Annotated in this window: 11 protein-coding genes; 5 read left to right on the forward strand and 6 right to left on the reverse strand. The window is 73.1% G+C overall.

Going from position 1 to position 14,167, the window contains the following annotated elements; translation table 11 throughout:
* The 4 genes from VT52_RS23240 (at position 1) to VT52_RS23255 (ending at position 5,996) form a co-directional block, all read left to right on the forward strand.
* The gene (locus tag VT52_RS23240; RefSeq protein WP_046424571.1) at positions 1–2,385 is read left to right on the forward strand and encodes a xanthine dehydrogenase family protein molybdopterin-binding subunit; all 2,385 of its coding nucleotides are present in this window, start codon (positions 1–3) and stop codon (positions 2,383–2,385) included.
* Positions 2,386–2,601: 216 nt separating this feature from the next.
* Complete coding sequence (locus VT52_RS23245) at positions 2,602–4,059, forward strand: NCS2 family permease (RefSeq protein WP_046424570.1); 1,458 nt, start codon at positions 2,602–2,604, stop codon at positions 4,057–4,059.
* A 49-nt stretch (positions 4,060–4,108) separates the two neighbouring features.
* Positions 4,109–5,254, forward strand: a complete 1,146-nt coding sequence (locus VT52_RS23250) for an XdhC family protein (protein ID WP_046424569.1) — start codon at positions 4,109–4,111, stop codon at positions 5,252–5,254.
* A 100-nt stretch (positions 5,255–5,354) separates the two neighbouring features.
* The gene (locus VT52_RS23255; protein ID WP_046424568.1) at positions 5,355–5,996 is read left to right on the forward strand and encodes a LysE family translocator; all 642 of its coding nucleotides are present in this window, start codon (positions 5,355–5,357) and stop codon (positions 5,994–5,996) included.
* Positions 5,997–6,010: 14 nt separating this feature from the next.
* On the opposite strand, the gene VT52_RS23260 is transcribed toward VT52_RS23255, so the two are convergent.
* From VT52_RS23260 to VT52_RS23275, 4 genes are all read right to left on the reverse strand, one after another.
* Complete coding sequence (locus VT52_RS23260; RefSeq protein ID WP_046424566.1) at positions 6,011–6,451, reverse strand: SRPBCC family protein; 441 nt, start codon at positions 6,449–6,451, stop codon at positions 6,011–6,013.
* An 88-nt stretch (positions 6,452–6,539) separates the two neighbouring features.
* Positions 6,540–7,307: a polysaccharide deacetylase family protein gene (locus tag VT52_RS23265; RefSeq protein WP_046424604.1), complete on the reverse strand. Its 768-nt coding sequence runs from the start codon at positions 7,305–7,307 to the stop codon at positions 6,540–6,542.
* 195 nt (positions 7,308–7,502) lie between these two features.
* Entirely contained in the window at positions 7,503–8,345 is an 843-nt protein-coding gene (locus VT52_RS23270) for a patatin-like phospholipase family protein (RefSeq protein ID WP_046424565.1), read from the reverse strand.
* 112 nt (positions 8,346–8,457) lie between these two features.
* A complete protein-coding gene (locus VT52_RS23275; RefSeq protein WP_046424564.1) occupies positions 8,458–9,294 on the reverse strand; it encodes a helix-turn-helix transcriptional regulator in 837 nt (278 codons plus the stop codon).
* A 138-nt stretch (positions 9,295–9,432) separates the two neighbouring features.
* On the opposite strand from VT52_RS23275, the gene VT52_RS23280 reads away from it, so the two are divergent.
* Positions 9,433–10,212, forward strand: a complete 780-nt coding sequence (locus VT52_RS23280; protein WP_046424561.1) for an NAD(P)H-dependent oxidoreductase — start codon at positions 9,433–9,435, stop codon at positions 10,210–10,212.
* A 110-nt stretch (positions 10,213–10,322) separates the two neighbouring features.
* Here the strand turns inward: VT52_RS23280 and VT52_RS23285 are convergent, their stop codons facing one another.
* Positions 10,323–11,114, reverse strand: a complete 792-nt coding sequence (locus VT52_RS23285; protein WP_046424559.1) for a S1 family peptidase — start codon at positions 11,112–11,114, stop codon at positions 10,323–10,325.
* A gap of 206 nt (positions 11,115–11,320) precedes the next feature.
* Positions 11,321–14,149 (reverse strand): ATP-binding protein, encoded by a 2,829-nt coding sequence (locus VT52_RS23290; protein WP_046424557.1) that lies wholly within the window; start codon positions 14,147–14,149, stop codon positions 11,321–11,323.
* Positions 14,150–14,167 lie beyond the last annotated feature (18 nt).

Raw genomic sequence — 14,167 nt, forward strand, 5'->3', positions numbered from 1 at the left:
ATGCCGGCCAACGGCGTTCCCACGAAGATCACACAGGGCTCGGGCACCAAGGGCGGGATCGGCGAGTCCACCCTGCGCCCCGACGGCACCCTGAAGGTCACCGGCGAATTCGCCTACTCCTCGGACATGTGGCACGAGGACATGCTGTGGGGCCAGATCCTGCGCTCCACCGTCGCGCACGCCGAGATCGTCTCCATCGACACCGCCGAGGCCCTCGCGCTGCCGGGCGTGTACGCCGTCATGACGTACGACGACCTGCCGACCGAGGTGAAGCACTACGGCCTGGAGATCCAGGACACCCCGGTCCTCGCGCACGGCAAGGTGCGCCATCACGGGGAGCCGGTGGCGATCGTCGCCGCCGACCACCCGGAGACCGCCCGCCGCGCCGCCGCCAAGATCAAGGTGGAGTACCGCGAACTCCCCGTGATCACCGACGAGAGGTCGGCCCTCGCGCCGGACGCCGTCCTGGTCCACGAGGGCCGCGACGACCACCACATCGGGCATGTCGCGCACCCGAACATCGTGCACCGCCAGCCGATCGTGCGCGGCGACGCGGCCGTGGCCGCCGCCCGCGCCGATGTGATCGTCAAGGGCGAGTACACCTTCGGCATGCAGGACCAGGCGTTCCTCGGACCCGAGTCCGGGCTCGCGGTGCCCGAGGAGGACGGCGGCGTCCACCTCTACATCGCCACCCAGTGGCTGCACTCCGACCTGCGCCAGATCGCGCCCGTGCTCGGGCTGCCCGAGCGCAAGGTGCGGATGACGCTGTCCGGCGTCGGCGGCGCCTTCGGCGGCCGCGAGGACCTGTCGATGCAGATCCACGCCTGCCTGCTGGCGCTGCGCACCGGCAAGCCCGTCAAGATCGTCTACAACCGGTTCGAGTCCTTCTTCGGGCACGTCCACCGCCACCCGGCCAAGCTGTACTACGAGCACGGGGCCACCCGCGACGGCAAGCTGACCCACGTCAAGTGCCGGATCGTCCTGGACGGCGGCGCCTACGCCTCCGCCTCCCCGGCCGTCGTCGGCAACGCCTCCTCGCTGAGCGTCGGGCCGTACGTCGTGGACGACGTCGACATCGAGGCCCTCGCCCTTTACACCAACAACCCGCCCTGCGGCGCGATGCGCGGCTTCGGCGCGGTCCAGGCGTGCTTCGCTTACGAGGCCCAGATGGACAAGGTGGCGAAGGAACTCGGCATGGACCCGGTGGAGTTCAGGCAGCTGAACGCCATGGAGCAGGGCACGGTCATGCCCACCGGGCAGCCGGTCGACTCCCCGGCGCCGGTCGCCGAACTCCTGCGCCGCGTCAAGGCGATGCCGCTGCCGCCCGAGCGTCAGTGGGAGTCCAGCGAGGGCGCCGACGTACGGCAGCTGCCCGGCGGCCTGTCCAACACCACGCACGGCGAGGGCGTCGTACGCGGGATCGGCTACGCGGTCGGCATCAAGAACGTCGGCTTCTCCGAGGGCTTCGACGACTACTCCACCGCCAGGGTGCGCATGGAGGTGATCGCGGGCGAGCCCGTCGCCACCGTGCACACCGCGATGGCGGAGGTCGGCCAGGGCGGCGTCACCGTGCACGCCCAGATCGCCCGCAGCGAACTCGGCGTCGCCCAGGTGACCATCCACCCGGCCGACACCCAGGTGGGCTCGGCGGGTTCGACCTCCGCCTCCCGGCAGACGTACGTCACCGGCGGCGCCGTCAAGAACGCCTGCGAGCTGGTCCGGGAACGGGTCCTGGAGCTCGGCCGGCGCAAGTTCGGCTCCTACCACCCCGCCTGGGCCACCGCGGAACTGCTGCTGGAGGGCGGCAAGGTCGTCACCGACGGCGGCGAGGTGCTCGCCGACCTGGTCGACGTCCTGGAGGGCGAGGCCGTGGAGGTCGAGGAGGAGTGGCGGCACCGGCCGACCGAGGCCTTCGACCTGCGCACCGGGCAGGGCAACGGCCACGTCCAGTACTCCTTCGCCGCGCACCGCGCCGTGGTCGAGGTCGACACCGAACTCGGCCTGGTCAAGGTCATCGAGCTGGCCTGCGCCCAGGACGTCGGCAAGGCGCTCAACCCGCTCTCCGTCGTCGGCCAGATCCAGGGCGGCACCACGCAGGGCCTGGGCGTCGCGGTGATGGAGGAGATCATCGTGGACCCGAAGACCGCGAAGGTCAGGAACCCCTCCTTCACGGACTACCTGATCCCGACCATCCTCGACACGCCGACCATCCCGGTCGACGTCCTCGAACTCGCCGACGAACACGCCCCGTACGGGCTGCGCGGCATCGGCGAGGCCCCGACCCTGTCCTCGACCCCGGCCGTCCTCGCGGCGATCCGGGGCGCGACGGGCCTGGAGCTCGACAGGACACCGGTACGTCCGGAGCACCTCACGGGCACGGCCTGATCACCCGCCGCCGCGGCACGTGTGCCTCACCCCGAGCCTTCAGGGCTCGGGCGGCACGGTGGCCGCGGCGGCACCCCGGCGCCGGGCAACCGCTCACCCCGGCTCCACCCCACACGTGCAACACCGGGCCGTCCCCCGGGTTACGTGCACATCCCAAATCCCGCTCATCTCACCGGAGTTGACCGGGTGCCCCTGTGAACCTTGGGAGACGGCACCATGACCCACCCATCAGTGGAGACCAGGACCACGGCCGAGGACGCCGGCGACGGCAGCCGCGTCCCGGCCGGCCGGTCCTGGCTCGACCGGTACTTCCACATATCCAGAAGAGGATCCTCGGTCGCGCGTGAGGTGCGCGGCGGCGTCACCACCTTCATGGCGATGGCGTACATCCTCCTCCTCAACCCCCTGATCCTGTCCGGCAAGGACGTCCAGGGCGACACCCTCGGCCAGAAGGCCCTGATCACGGCGACCGCGTTCGCCGCGGCGCTCACCACGCTGCTGATGGGCTTCGTCGGCAAGGTGCCCCTCGCGCTCGCCGCCGGTCTCTCGGTCTCCGGCGTGCTGTCCGCGCAGGTCGTGCCCAACATGACCTGGCCGCAGGCGATGGGCATGTGCGTGGTGTACGGCGTCGTCATCATGCTGCTGGTCGTCACCGGCCTGCGCGAGATGATCATGAACGCGATCCCGCTCGCGCTCAAGCACGGCATCACCATGGGCATCGGCCTGTTCATCGCCCTCATCGGCTTCTACAAGTCCGGCTTCGTGCACCAGGGCAAGGACACCCCGCTGAGCCTCGGCCCCGCGGGCCAGCTCACCGGCTGGCCGGTGCTGCTCTTCGCCGGCACCCTGCTGCTGATCTTCATGCTCCAGGCCCGTAACGTCCCCGGCGCCATCCTCATCGGCATCGTCTCCGGCACGGTCGTCGCCGTCGTCCTCAACGGCATCGGTGTCATCGACCCCCACCAGTGGGAGTCCGGCGCGCCCGAACTGCACGGCGGCGCCGTCTCGATGCCGGACTTCTCGCTCTTCGGGCACGTCGGCTTCGGCGGCTGGGACAAGGTCGGCGGGATGACCATCGCGGTGATCGTGTTCACCCTGGTGCTCGCCGGCTTCTTCGACGCGATGGCCACCATCATCGGCGTCGGCACGGAGGCCGGCCTCGCCGACGACAAGGGCCGGATGCCAGGGCTCTCCAAGGCCCTGTTCATCGACGGCGCGGGCGGTGCGATCGGCGGTCTGGCCGGCGGCTCGGGTCAGACGGTCTTCATCGAGTCGGCGACAGGCGTCGGCGAGGGGGCCCGTACGGGACTCGCGTCCGCGGTGACCGGGCTGCTCTTCGCGGCCTGTCTGTTCTTCACCCCGGTGACCGCGATCGTCCCGCAGGAGGTGGCCGCCGCGGCGCTGGTGGTCATCGGCGCGATGATGCTGATGAACGCGCGGCACGTGGACTGGGGCGACCGGGCCACGGCGATCCCGGTCTTCCTGACCGTCGTCCTGATGCCGTTCACGTACGCGATCACCACGGGAGTCGCCGCGGGCGTCATCTCCTACACGGCGATCAAGGTGGCCCAGGGCCGGGCGCGGGAGATCGGTGCGTTCATGTGGGGGCTGACGGTGGTCTTCCTCGTGTACTTCGCCCTGCACCCCGTCGAGGGCTGGCTCGGCGTCCACTAGCGACGCGGGCGGCCCCCCTTCCGAGCAACCATCCTGAGGAGACCGACAGATGCTGGACATCGCCGAAGAGCTGGACCGGTGGGTCGGGCAGGGGCGTGACTTCGCCGTCGCCACCGTCGTGGGCGTCGGGGGCAGTGCCCCCCGGCAGCCGGGCGCCGCGCTGGCGGTGGACACCGACGGCACCGCCGTCGGGTCGGTCTCCGGTGGCTGTGTGGAGGGCGCCGTGTACGAGCTGTGCCAACAGGCGCTGAGGGACGGGGAGACCGTCCTCGAACGGTTCGGGTACAGCGACGAGGACGCCTTCGCGGTCGGCCTGACCTGCGGCGGCGTCATCGACATCCTGGTGGCACCGGTCCGGGCGGACGACCCCGCCCGGCCGGTGATCGCCGCCATGCTGGCCGCCGCCGCCCGCGGGGAGGCGGCGGCGCTCGCGCGGATCGTGGACGGCCCGGCCGGCCTGTCCGGCCGCGCCCTGCTCGTCCGGCCCGACGGATCGTACGACGGCGGTTACGGCGCCCACCCCGAGCTGGACCGCACCGTCGCCGCCGAGGCCCGCGCCCTCCTGGACGCGGGCCGCACCGGCACCGTGGAGATCGGCGCCCAGGGCTCCCGCTGCGGTGCCCCGCTCACCGTCCTGGTGGAGTCCTCCGTACCCCCGCCCCGGATGATCGTCTTCGGCGCGATCGACTTCGCCTCCGCCCTGGTCCGCGTCGGCAAGTTCCTCGGCCACCACGTCACCGTGTGCGACGCCCGCCCGGTCTTCGCCACCCGCACCCGCTTCCCGGACGCCGACGAGATCGTGGTCGAGTGGCCCCACACCTACCTGGAACGCACCGCGACCGACGGCCGTACCGTCCTGTGCGTCCTCACCCACGACGCCAAGTTCGACGTGCCGCTCCTCAAGGTGGCGCTGCGCCTCCCGGTCGCCTACGTCGGCGCGATGGGCTCCCGGCGCACCCACCTCGACCGCGCGCGGCGGCTGCGCGAGGTCGGCCTGACGGAGAGTGAACTGGCCCGGCTGAGGTCCCCGATCGGCCTGGACCTCGGCGCCCGTACGCCCGAGGAGACGGCCCTGTCCATCGCGGCGGAGATCGTCGCCGCCCGGCGTGGCGGCAGCGGGGTCGCCCTGACCGGCGGGCACACCCCGATCCACCACGAGACGGCGGCCCGCACGCGCATCGGGTCGGTGGCCTGAGCCGCCGCGCCCTCCCGGCCCCCGACATCCGGCCTCACTGGCCGCCGGCCGCGGCGAAAAGCGATTGCCGCGCGCACGGGCCCCTGTGTTCCATGAGGGAATGGTGTCCCTCGACCGGCTCCTCGCCTTCTCGGCGGTGGCCCTCCTGCTGATCGTGATACCCGGCCCGAGCGTGCTCTTCGTCGTCGGGCGGGCCCTGGCGCACGGCCGCCGCGCCGCGCTGACCACGGTCGCCGGGAACACCCTCGGCGCGTACGTCCTCGTCGCCGCGGTGGCCCTCGGCGTCGGGCCGGTGGTGGCACGCTCGGTCCTCCTGTTCACCGCGCTCAAGCTCGCGGGCGCCGCCTACCTGGTGCACCTCGGCGTCAAGGCATGGCGGCAACGCGGTTCGCTGCGGGCCGCGTTCACGCGGTCCGGCCCTCTGGAGCGGGGCGGTCTGCGCACCCTGGGCGAGGGCTTCGCGGTCGGTGTGGCCAACCCCAAGACCATGGTGTTCTTCGCCGCCGTACTGCCCCAGTTCGTGGACCGGGCCCGGGGGCACGTGCCCCTCCAGATGCTGCTGCTCGGCCTGGTCTTCAACGTCATCGCGCTGGTCTCGGACAGCGTCTGGGGCCTGGTCGCCTCCGCCGCCCGCGACTGGTTCGCCCGCTCGCCCCGGCGGCTGTCCGCGGTCGGCGGCGCCGGCGGTCTGGCCATGATCGGCCTGGGTGTGACGGTGGCGGTGACGGGGCGCAAGGACTGACCGCCGCCCGCGGTTCAGTCCCCCCTGAGCAGCCGGTTCATCGCCCGCCCGAAGACGGTGCGAGCCGTCGCCGCGACCACACCGTCGAACGCGCCGGGCAGGAGGCGCACCCGCAGTTCCTCCTGCCACACCACCCGGCTGCGGCCCCCGGGCCCCGGCCGGACCTCGATCTGCGCCCAGCCGAGGACCACCCGGCCCCGCTTCTCCAGCCGGCACATCCCGTCCTCGCCGTCCGCGGGCGGGCGCCAGGCGGTCACCTCCATGGGGTCGTCCACGGCGAGCGGGCCGATGCCCGAGCGCGCCGTGAAACGGGTGCCCACCCGGGTGGGGCCGGGGGTGAGCACACTGATCCGGGTCAGCGGTACGGCGGTCCCGTGGCGGGGCCACTCGGTGATCCGGCGCCACGCCTCGTCCAGCGGGAGCGGCACGGTCCGGGTGAGGGTGAAGGTCGGCACGTGCCGATCGTAGGCAATGACTCCCGCGTTCCCGGCAGTTCCGGACCGGCTCACCCGGTCGGGCCACTCCCCGGGGCCCGGAGGGGGCTCAGGGCCGGTAGACCTTGCCCGGTTCGGCCCTGCCGGGGGCGAGGAGCTGGGGGACCGTCACGAAGGTGTACCCGCGCTTCTTGAGGGCGTCGATGATGCCCGGCACCGCGGGCACGGTGCCGGCGTAGATGTCGTGCAGCAGGATGATCCCGTCCCGGTCGGCCTGGTCGAGGACGCGCTTGGTGATGAGCGCCGAGTCGGTGGTCGTGTAGTCCTTGGCGGTGACGCTCCACAGGACCTCCGCGAGCCCCAACTCCTTGCATATCTCGTGGATGTTGGTGTCGGTGCGGCCCTGCGGCGGGCGCATCAGCGTGGGCTTGCGCCCGGTGATCCGCTCGATCGCGTCGTTCGGCCGCCGCAGTTCGTCGCGCACCTGGTCGTCGGACAGGTCCGTGAGGATCTTGTGGTCCCAGGTGTGGCTCGCCACCTCGTGGCCCTCGTCCGACATCCGCTTGACCAACCGCGGGTACTTCTCGATGTGCCGCTTGCCGAGCAGGAAGAACGTCGCGTGGACCTTCTTCTCCTTCAGGATGTCCAGCAGTTTCGGGGAGTTCTCGCTGGGGCCGGCGTCGAAGGTCAGCGCGATGCACTTGGCCTTGCGGCAGTCGACGCCGCCGAAGCTCGCCGGCGCCTCCTGTGCCGCCTGCTCGCGCGCGGTGCTCGGTGAGGTGGTGTCGACCTGTGCGCAGCCGCTCAGGGCCAGCGCCAGGCCGAGGGCGGCCGAGACGAGTGCGGCCGGACGGAACCCGCGGCGCCGTTCGCGCATCTTGCCTGTCGCGAGCACCGGCGGACGGGTTTTCTCGATCGAAGGAGACATGCCGGGACTATACACACATTTTATAGTCCATTTGTTCGAATGTGATCACGGCGAGATGCCCGGCACGGCGCTGCCCCGGCCGCCGCCCGCGTGCGGCCAAGTACCCGTGGGGGAGCGGTGATCCGGGGGCCGGACCGGCCTCCGTCAGCCCTGCGCCCACTCCGGCTCCAGCCGCCGCCCCTGCTCACGGCCCGCCTTCGCCGCCGGTTCGCGGGTCGCCGGGTCCAGGGGGTTGGCACCGATCGCGGCGGCCGAGGCTTCGTCGGGAGCGATGACGAAAACCTGGGCGCCCTCGGCGCGCAGCGCGGCGACCGTGTCGTCCAGCGGGTAGTCGCTCGGGAGCGGTTCGACGGGACCCAGCGGGACGAGGACCAGGACACGGGTGGCACCGGTGGCGAGGTCGGCGTTGGCGACGGAGCGGATGCCGCCGTCGATGTAGCGGCGCCCGGCGATCGTCACCGGCGGCCACACGCCCGGGACGGCGCAACTGGCGGCGACCGCGTCGACCAGCGGGACGCCCGAGTCGCGGTCGAACACCCGCGGGTCACCGGTCTCCGCGTCGACCGCGACGAGCTTCAGCGCCCGCTTTGGCCAGCCGTGGTCCGGCAGCCGGGACTCGATCACCGCGAGCCGCTCCGGCTCGCCGACCGTCCGCGCGGCGAGGGCCACCCGGCCGACCGCGCTGCGCAGCCGTGCCGGCGAGGCAGCCGTGGCCATCGTGACGCCGATCTCCGCGGCGAACCTCTCGATGTCCATCTCGGCCGTGATCTCGCGGGCCTGCAACGAAGGCTCCACCTGCCGCGCGTACAGCTCCTCCACACCGAGCCCGCTGCCCAGTTGGGCCGCGACGGTCGCGCCCGCGGAGGTGCCCACCAGCAGACCGGCCCCGGTGACGTCCTGCCCGGCATCGGCGAGCCCGGCGAGCAGCCCGGTCATCCAGGCGATGCCGCCCACACCGCCGCCACCCAGCACCAACGCCTCGGTCATCTCTTCTCCTCCAGCGGTCCTCGGGGTCGCACCGGCACCGCCGGTCCCACGGGGAACCCTTCCCTCCGCCGTCCCCGCCCAAGATCCCCTTCGGGTAAAGGCCCAGGAAGGATCAGACGGTGTCCGGCACGACCGGGTCACCGGTGGCGTCGAGCGCGGCCAGCAGCCGCAGGCTGTCGTCGGCGGGGGTGCCGGGCGCGGCCGATTGCACGATCAGCTCCGTGCCCGCGCAGTCCGGCAGGACGAAGTTCTCCTGGTGCAGCTCCAGGCGGCCGACCGAGGCGTGCTGGTAGACCTTGCGGCCGTGGGTGCGGGTACGGACATCCGCGCGAGCCCAAAACTGGCGGAAACGCTCGCTGTGCATGGCGAGTTCACCTATGAGGGACGCCAGTTCGGGATCGTCGGGGCAGCGGCCGGCGGCCAGCCGCAGATGGCCGACGGTGTCGAACGCGCAGCCCTCCCAGTCGGCGAACAGCGCGCGCCCCTCCTCGGTCAGGAAGACGTGCCGGGCGAGGTTCAGCCCCTCGGCGGGACGGCCGTAGAGCAGATCGGCGAGCCGGTTCGCGGCCAGTACCGTCAGCCGGTGGTCGATGATGAACGCAGGTGCGTCGGCGACGAGTTGCAGCACCCGCAGCAGCTCGGGGCGCGGCCGGGCGACGGACGGCCGCCGCCGGGTCCGCGCGGGCCGGTTGGCGAGGCGGTGCAGATGCTCGCGCTCCACCTCGTCCAGATCGAGCGCCCGCGCGAGCGCGTCGAGCACCTGGGCCGAGGGCCGGCGGGCCCGCCCCTGCTCCAGCCGGACGTAGTAGTCGACGCTCACCCCCGACAGGTGCGCGACCTCCTCGCGCCGCAGCCCGCTCACCCGGCGGCGCGGGTCGGCGCGGATGCCGGCGGACTCCGGGTGGACCCGGGCCCGTCGGGTGCGCAGGAAGTCCGCGAGATCGTCCATCGCTCCAGTATCCGTGCCGGACGGCCGCGTTGGGTGGCCCTGCCGGTACCAGGAAGCCCGGACCTGCGGAAGGAGCGCCCCTGAACCGCGCCGCCCGATCCCGCGAGGATCGAACTCCCAGAGATCCGAGGAGCGGATATGAAGGTCTTCATCGTGCACGCCCACCCCGAGCGTCGGTCGCTGAACGGCGCGCTCACCGACATCGCCGTGGAGACGCTGTCCGGCGCGGGCCACGAGGTGCGGGTCAGCGATCTGTACGCGATGCGCTGGAAGTCCACCGTCGACGCCGCCGACTTCGGCCCCGTCGCCTCCGACCCGCTGGACGTCGTGCGCGACTCCGGACGTGCCCACGAGAGCGGCGCGCTCGCCGCCGACGTCCGCGCGGAACAGGAGAAGCTGCGCTGGGCCGACACCGTGATCCTCCAGTTCCCGCTGTGGTGGTACACGATGCCCGCGATCCTCAAGGGCTGGGTGGACCGCGTCTTCACCCACGGCTTCGGATACGGCGTGGGCGAGCACAGCGACACCCGGTACGGCGACCGCTTCGGCGAGGGCGCCCTCCAAGGCAGGCGCGCCATGCTGTCGTTGACGGTCGGCGGCCCGGAGTCCCACTACTCCGACCGCGGCATCAACGGCCCGATCGACGACCTGCTGTACCCGATCCAGCACGGCGTGCTCTACCACCCCGGCATGGCGGTGCTGCCGCCGTTCGTCCTGTACCGCGCGGGGCGGTTGTCCGCCGAGGCGTTCGCGGACGCGGCCGGGCGGTGGCGGGAGCGGCTGCTGTCCCTGGAGGAGACCGAGCCCGTCCCGTACCGCGCGCAGAACGCCGGGGACTACGAGATCCCCGCGGTCCGGCTGCGCGCGGGACTGGAGGCGCCGGGCCGCAGCGGATTCGGCCTGCACATCGCCGGGTAGCGCCGCGCGAGGGGAGGCCGGACGTGGAAAGGGGGGCGCTGCGGGCTGCTCGTGGTCGCTCGCAACGCCCCCCTGGCCTTACCCGAGGGGTACTCGGGAGATCCTCCGGGTCACGAGTTCACCTGTGCGGTGACCTGGTCCGCGAAGGTGGCCAGCCGGGTGTACACACCCGGGTAGCCCGCCTCCGCGCACCCCTCGCCCCAAGAAGTGATCCCTGCCAGGACGCCCCCGATGAGCAGGGGACCGCCGCTGTCGCCCTGGCAGGTGTCTACGCCGCCGGAACTGAGCCCGGCGCACACCATGTCGGACTGCACGTAGTCCGAACCGTAGGAGGAACGGCAGCTCGTGTCGGACACGACCGGCACGGTCGCGGTCCGCAGCTGCCTGGAGGAGCTGCCGTTCTCCGAAGTCGTGCCCCAGCCGAGGATCCGCGCCGTGGTACCGGCCGCGTACACACCCGTCTGGGAGGAGGAGACGTACGACACCGGCTTGTACGGCATCGACGTCGACAGGGTCAGCACGGCCACGTCGTCGCCCTTGGTGGCGTCCGAGTAGTCCGGGTTCACCCAGATCCTGCTGACCTTGCTCACCGTGCCGTCGGTGCCGTTCAGCTTGGTACGGCCGCCGACGACGCGGACGCCGCCCGGGGTTTCGCCGGCCATGCAGTGCGCGGCCGTCACCACCTTGGTGGCGGCCACCAGGCTGCCGCCGCAGAACTGGTTGCCGGACGCGTCCGTGATCTGCATGACGAACGGGTAGGCGGTGGTGGTCGTCGTCGTACCGCCGACAATGGGCTGGGGAGCCGCGCTCGCCGTGGGGGAGGCGAGCAGCGCGGTCGTCGCGGCGGCGGCGGTGGCCACCAGGACCGCGGCGGTGCGTCTGGCACGTGTGGGCCCGAACATGAGTCTCCTCAGTGGGGTTGCACCGGTGGGGGGTCGCACGGGTAGGGGGCGTGCACGGTGGTGGGGGGTGGGTCCGACCCCCTGTACCCGGGCGAGCGGTACGCCCATTACGCTAGGTCCGGAACCTTCGGCTCCCAATGAGGGAACCCCCTAGGGGGGCGGGTGAGGGAAAACCCTCGGTCCGGCTCAGTTAACCGCCGCCGTGCTCAGTGCGCGCGCCGACCTGCGGCCAATCGGACGATGTCCACCCGCGAACGGATCCCGAGCTTGCGGTAGACCCGGGTGAGCGTGGCCTCGACCGTCTTGACGCTGATGAACAGCCGCGCCGCTATCTCCCGGTTGGTGGCGCCCTCCATGACCAGCGCGGCCACCTGACGCTCCATCGCGGCCAGTACGTCCAGCACGTCGAGCGCGTCCAGGGCGGCGGGCGCGGTCCGCGCCGGTTCCGCGGCGAGGGTGGTGAGCGCCTCGTCCACCTGGCGCAGCCAGGGCAGCGCCCGGCAGCGGCGGAACAGCCGGGTCGCCTCGTCGTAGGCCGCGGGTCCGGGCCGCCGGCCGCGCAGCCGGGCCAGCGCGAACGCGGCCCGCGCCTCCTCCAGGCCGTAGCCCAGCTTGCCGAGCCGGTCCTGAGCCGACCTCAGCCGGTCGAGCGCCGCCTCGCCCGCGCCCTGCGCGGCCCGCACCAGCGCCTCGGAGCGGTCGAGCACGGCGAGGACGCTCTCCCGGCCGAGCCGGAGCGCGTGCTCCCGCGCGGTGTCGATGACGTCCTGCGCCTCGGCGGGTTCACCGATGCGGACCAGTGCCTCGGCGAGGTCGCCCTGCCAGCGGCCGCGGGCCGGGTCGGTGATGCCGAGCCCCAGCTCAAGACTGCGCACCCGGCGCAGCGAACGCACTGTGCCCGCCGGGTCCCCGGCCACCAACTGGGCGTACCCGAGCGCGCCCAGGGCCCGGGAGAGGTACATCTGGTCGCCGTCCCCCTCGGCGTGTTCCACCGCCTCCCGGGCGAGGGTGAGCGCCCGGTCCACGTCCCCGCCGGACGCCTCCGCGAGCGAGGTCAGCATGGCCGAGGCGGTCTCGCCGATCCCGGAGTCCCGGGCGAGCTCGAGGCTGTCGCGGGCGAGGTCCAGCGCGCGGCCGCAATGCCCGGCGCGCAGTTCGGTCTCGGCGAGGCCGCGCAGGAAGTGCACCTCGCTCTCCACCGAGCCGCGCCGGCGCACCTCGCGCAGCAGCCCGGTGACGGTGGCGCGCGCCTCGGCCAGCTGGTCGCCCATGACCAGCCAGCGGAACCGGGCGCTGCCCGCCCCGTTGTGATGCCAGGCCACCCGGGGGTCCTGGGGTTCGCGCAGGGCCCGCTTGATGGTGCGGGGCGCCTCCGGATGGCCCATCAGGGTCTCGGTCTGCGCCTGGAAGGAGAGGGCGAGCAGCTCGGTGCGCCGGTCCTTGCCGCGCGCGGCCAGCTCCGCGGCGTGCGCGGCGGCGCCGCGGGCCGCGGTGAAGTCGCCCTCCACTATCAGCGCCCGCCAGCCCAGCTGGTAGTTGACCAGGGCGAGCAGCCGCGGGTCGTCCCCGGCGTCGGCGAGGGCCTGCGGGAAGAGGGCGTCGACCTCGGCCATGGTGTGGCCCGCCGTGTCGATGACGATGATCCAGGCGCGCACCCGTTCGGCGGGCACGCTCGCCCGCTTGAGCACCTCCCGGGCGATGTCCCGGGCGAGGTCCACCTCGCCCGCGGTGATGGCGTCCTCGGCGGCGCCGAGCCGGCGTTCCTCCGGGCTGGGCGAGCCGTCCACCGGGGTGTGCCGGGCGGCCAGCAGACCCAGCTGGGCCGCGACCGAGGGTGCGCCGCGGTCCCGGGCGAGGGCGGCGGCCTCGGCGAGCCGGGCGGCGACCTCCGGATCGGCGCCGGTGGTGGCGAGGGCGAGGTGCCGGGCCCGCTCGATGGGGTCGGAGGCGGCCGTGGACAGCGCCGCGTGCGCGGCCCGCCGTTCCTGCGCGGGCGCCTCCGCGTACAGCGCGGCGGAGATGAGCGGATGCGCGAAGCGTACGGCCGGGGCCTCCGACTCCGTGGCCAGCAGCCCGAGTTCGGCGGCCTGGGCGCACTCGGCCTCGGCGTTCTCCCGGCCCGCCGCGTGCAGCAGCGCCGGGGTGGGGCGGGCGCCGGCGCTGGCCACCAGCAGGGTGCGGCGGGCCTCCACGGACAGCATGTCCAGGCGGCTGAGCACCAGGGCGCGCAGCGAGGTGGGCACCGGCAGCGGCTCGCCCGGCCGGGGCGGGGTGGGGCTCTCGGCGAGGGCGCGGCCGAGTTCCAGCGCGAACAGCGGGTTGCCGCCGCTGGTGCGGTGGACCTCGCGGACCGTGGAGCGGGGCAGCCCCCCGTGGCCGCGGTGACCGAGCAGTTCGGCGATCCGGGTGCGCGAGAGCGGCCCGAGCCGCACGGCGAGGGTGTCCGGCGGGCAGGACCGCAGATGGCGGTCGTACTCCTGGCTGTCCTGACCCTCCGTCCGTACCGCGCACAGGAGTTGGACCGGGGTGCCGCCGAGCCGGCGGGCGGCGAAGCCGAGCAGTTCGGCGCTGGCCGGGTCCAGCCACTGCAGGTCGTCGGCGACGACCAGGACCGGGCCGCGGGTTGCGAGCACCCGCAGCGCGGACAGGACGGCGAGGCGCAGGGCGAGGCCGTCGCGCTGGAGGCTGGACTCGCCGCGGCCGGTGAGCGCCGACTCCAGTGCGGTGCGCTGGGCGGCGGGCAGCCGCGGGCAGACGTCGTCGAGGACCAGGCCGAGGAGGTCGGCGAGGGCGAGGAACGGAAGGTGGGATTCGGACTCGGTCGCCGAGCAGCGCAGGACGATGTGCGCGGGCGAGGCGTATTCCTCGGCCAATGCCCGCAGGATGGTCGATTTCCCTATTCCGGCCGGCCCGTGGAGCAGCACGCTGCCGCCGGCGGCGAGTTGGGCGCGGGCGGCGGAGCACAGCTCCTCGCGGCCGATGACCAGGTCCGAGCGGCATCTCGCAGGCTCCTGGAAGTCCCGTCGCACGGTCACCGCTCCCCTCGTATGTCG

This window comes from Streptomyces malaysiense (genome assembly GCF_000980885.2).
GTDB lineage: Bacteria > Actinomycetota > Actinomycetes > Streptomycetales > Streptomycetaceae > Streptomyces > Streptomyces malaysiense.

Bases quoted from the DNA above. Each gene is read 5' to 3' on its own strand.
- VT52_RS23265 (WP_046424604.1), bottom strand. From the start codon at position 7,307: ATGCGCGAACGGCGCCGCGGGTTCCGTCCGGCCGCACTCGTCTCGGCC.
- VT52_RS23275 (WP_046424564.1), bottom strand. From the start codon at position 9,294: ATGGACGATCTCGCGGACTTCCTGCGCACCCGACGGGCCCGGGTCCAC.
- VT52_RS23270 (WP_046424565.1), bottom strand. From the start codon at position 8,345: ATGACCGAGGCGTTGGTGCTGGGTGGCGGCGGTGTGGGCGGCATCGCC.
- VT52_RS23255 (WP_046424568.1), top strand. From the start codon at position 5,355: ATGGTGTCCCTCGACCGGCTCCTCGCCTTCTCGGCGGTGGCCCTCCTG.
- VT52_RS23250 (WP_046424569.1), top strand. From the start codon at position 4,109: ATGCTGGACATCGCCGAAGAGCTGGACCGGTGGGTCGGGCAGGGGCGT.
- VT52_RS23285 (WP_046424559.1), bottom strand. From the start codon at position 11,114: ATGTTCGGGCCCACACGTGCCAGACGCACCGCCGCGGTCCTGGTGGCC.
- VT52_RS23245 (WP_046424570.1), top strand. From the start codon at position 2,602: ATGACCCACCCATCAGTGGAGACCAGGACCACGGCCGAGGACGCCGGC.
- VT52_RS23240 (WP_046424571.1), top strand. From the start codon at position 1: ATGCCGGCCAACGGCGTTCCCACGAAGATCACACAGGGCTCGGGCACC.
- VT52_RS23280 (WP_046424561.1), top strand. From the start codon at position 9,433: ATGAAGGTCTTCATCGTGCACGCCCACCCCGAGCGTCGGTCGCTGAAC.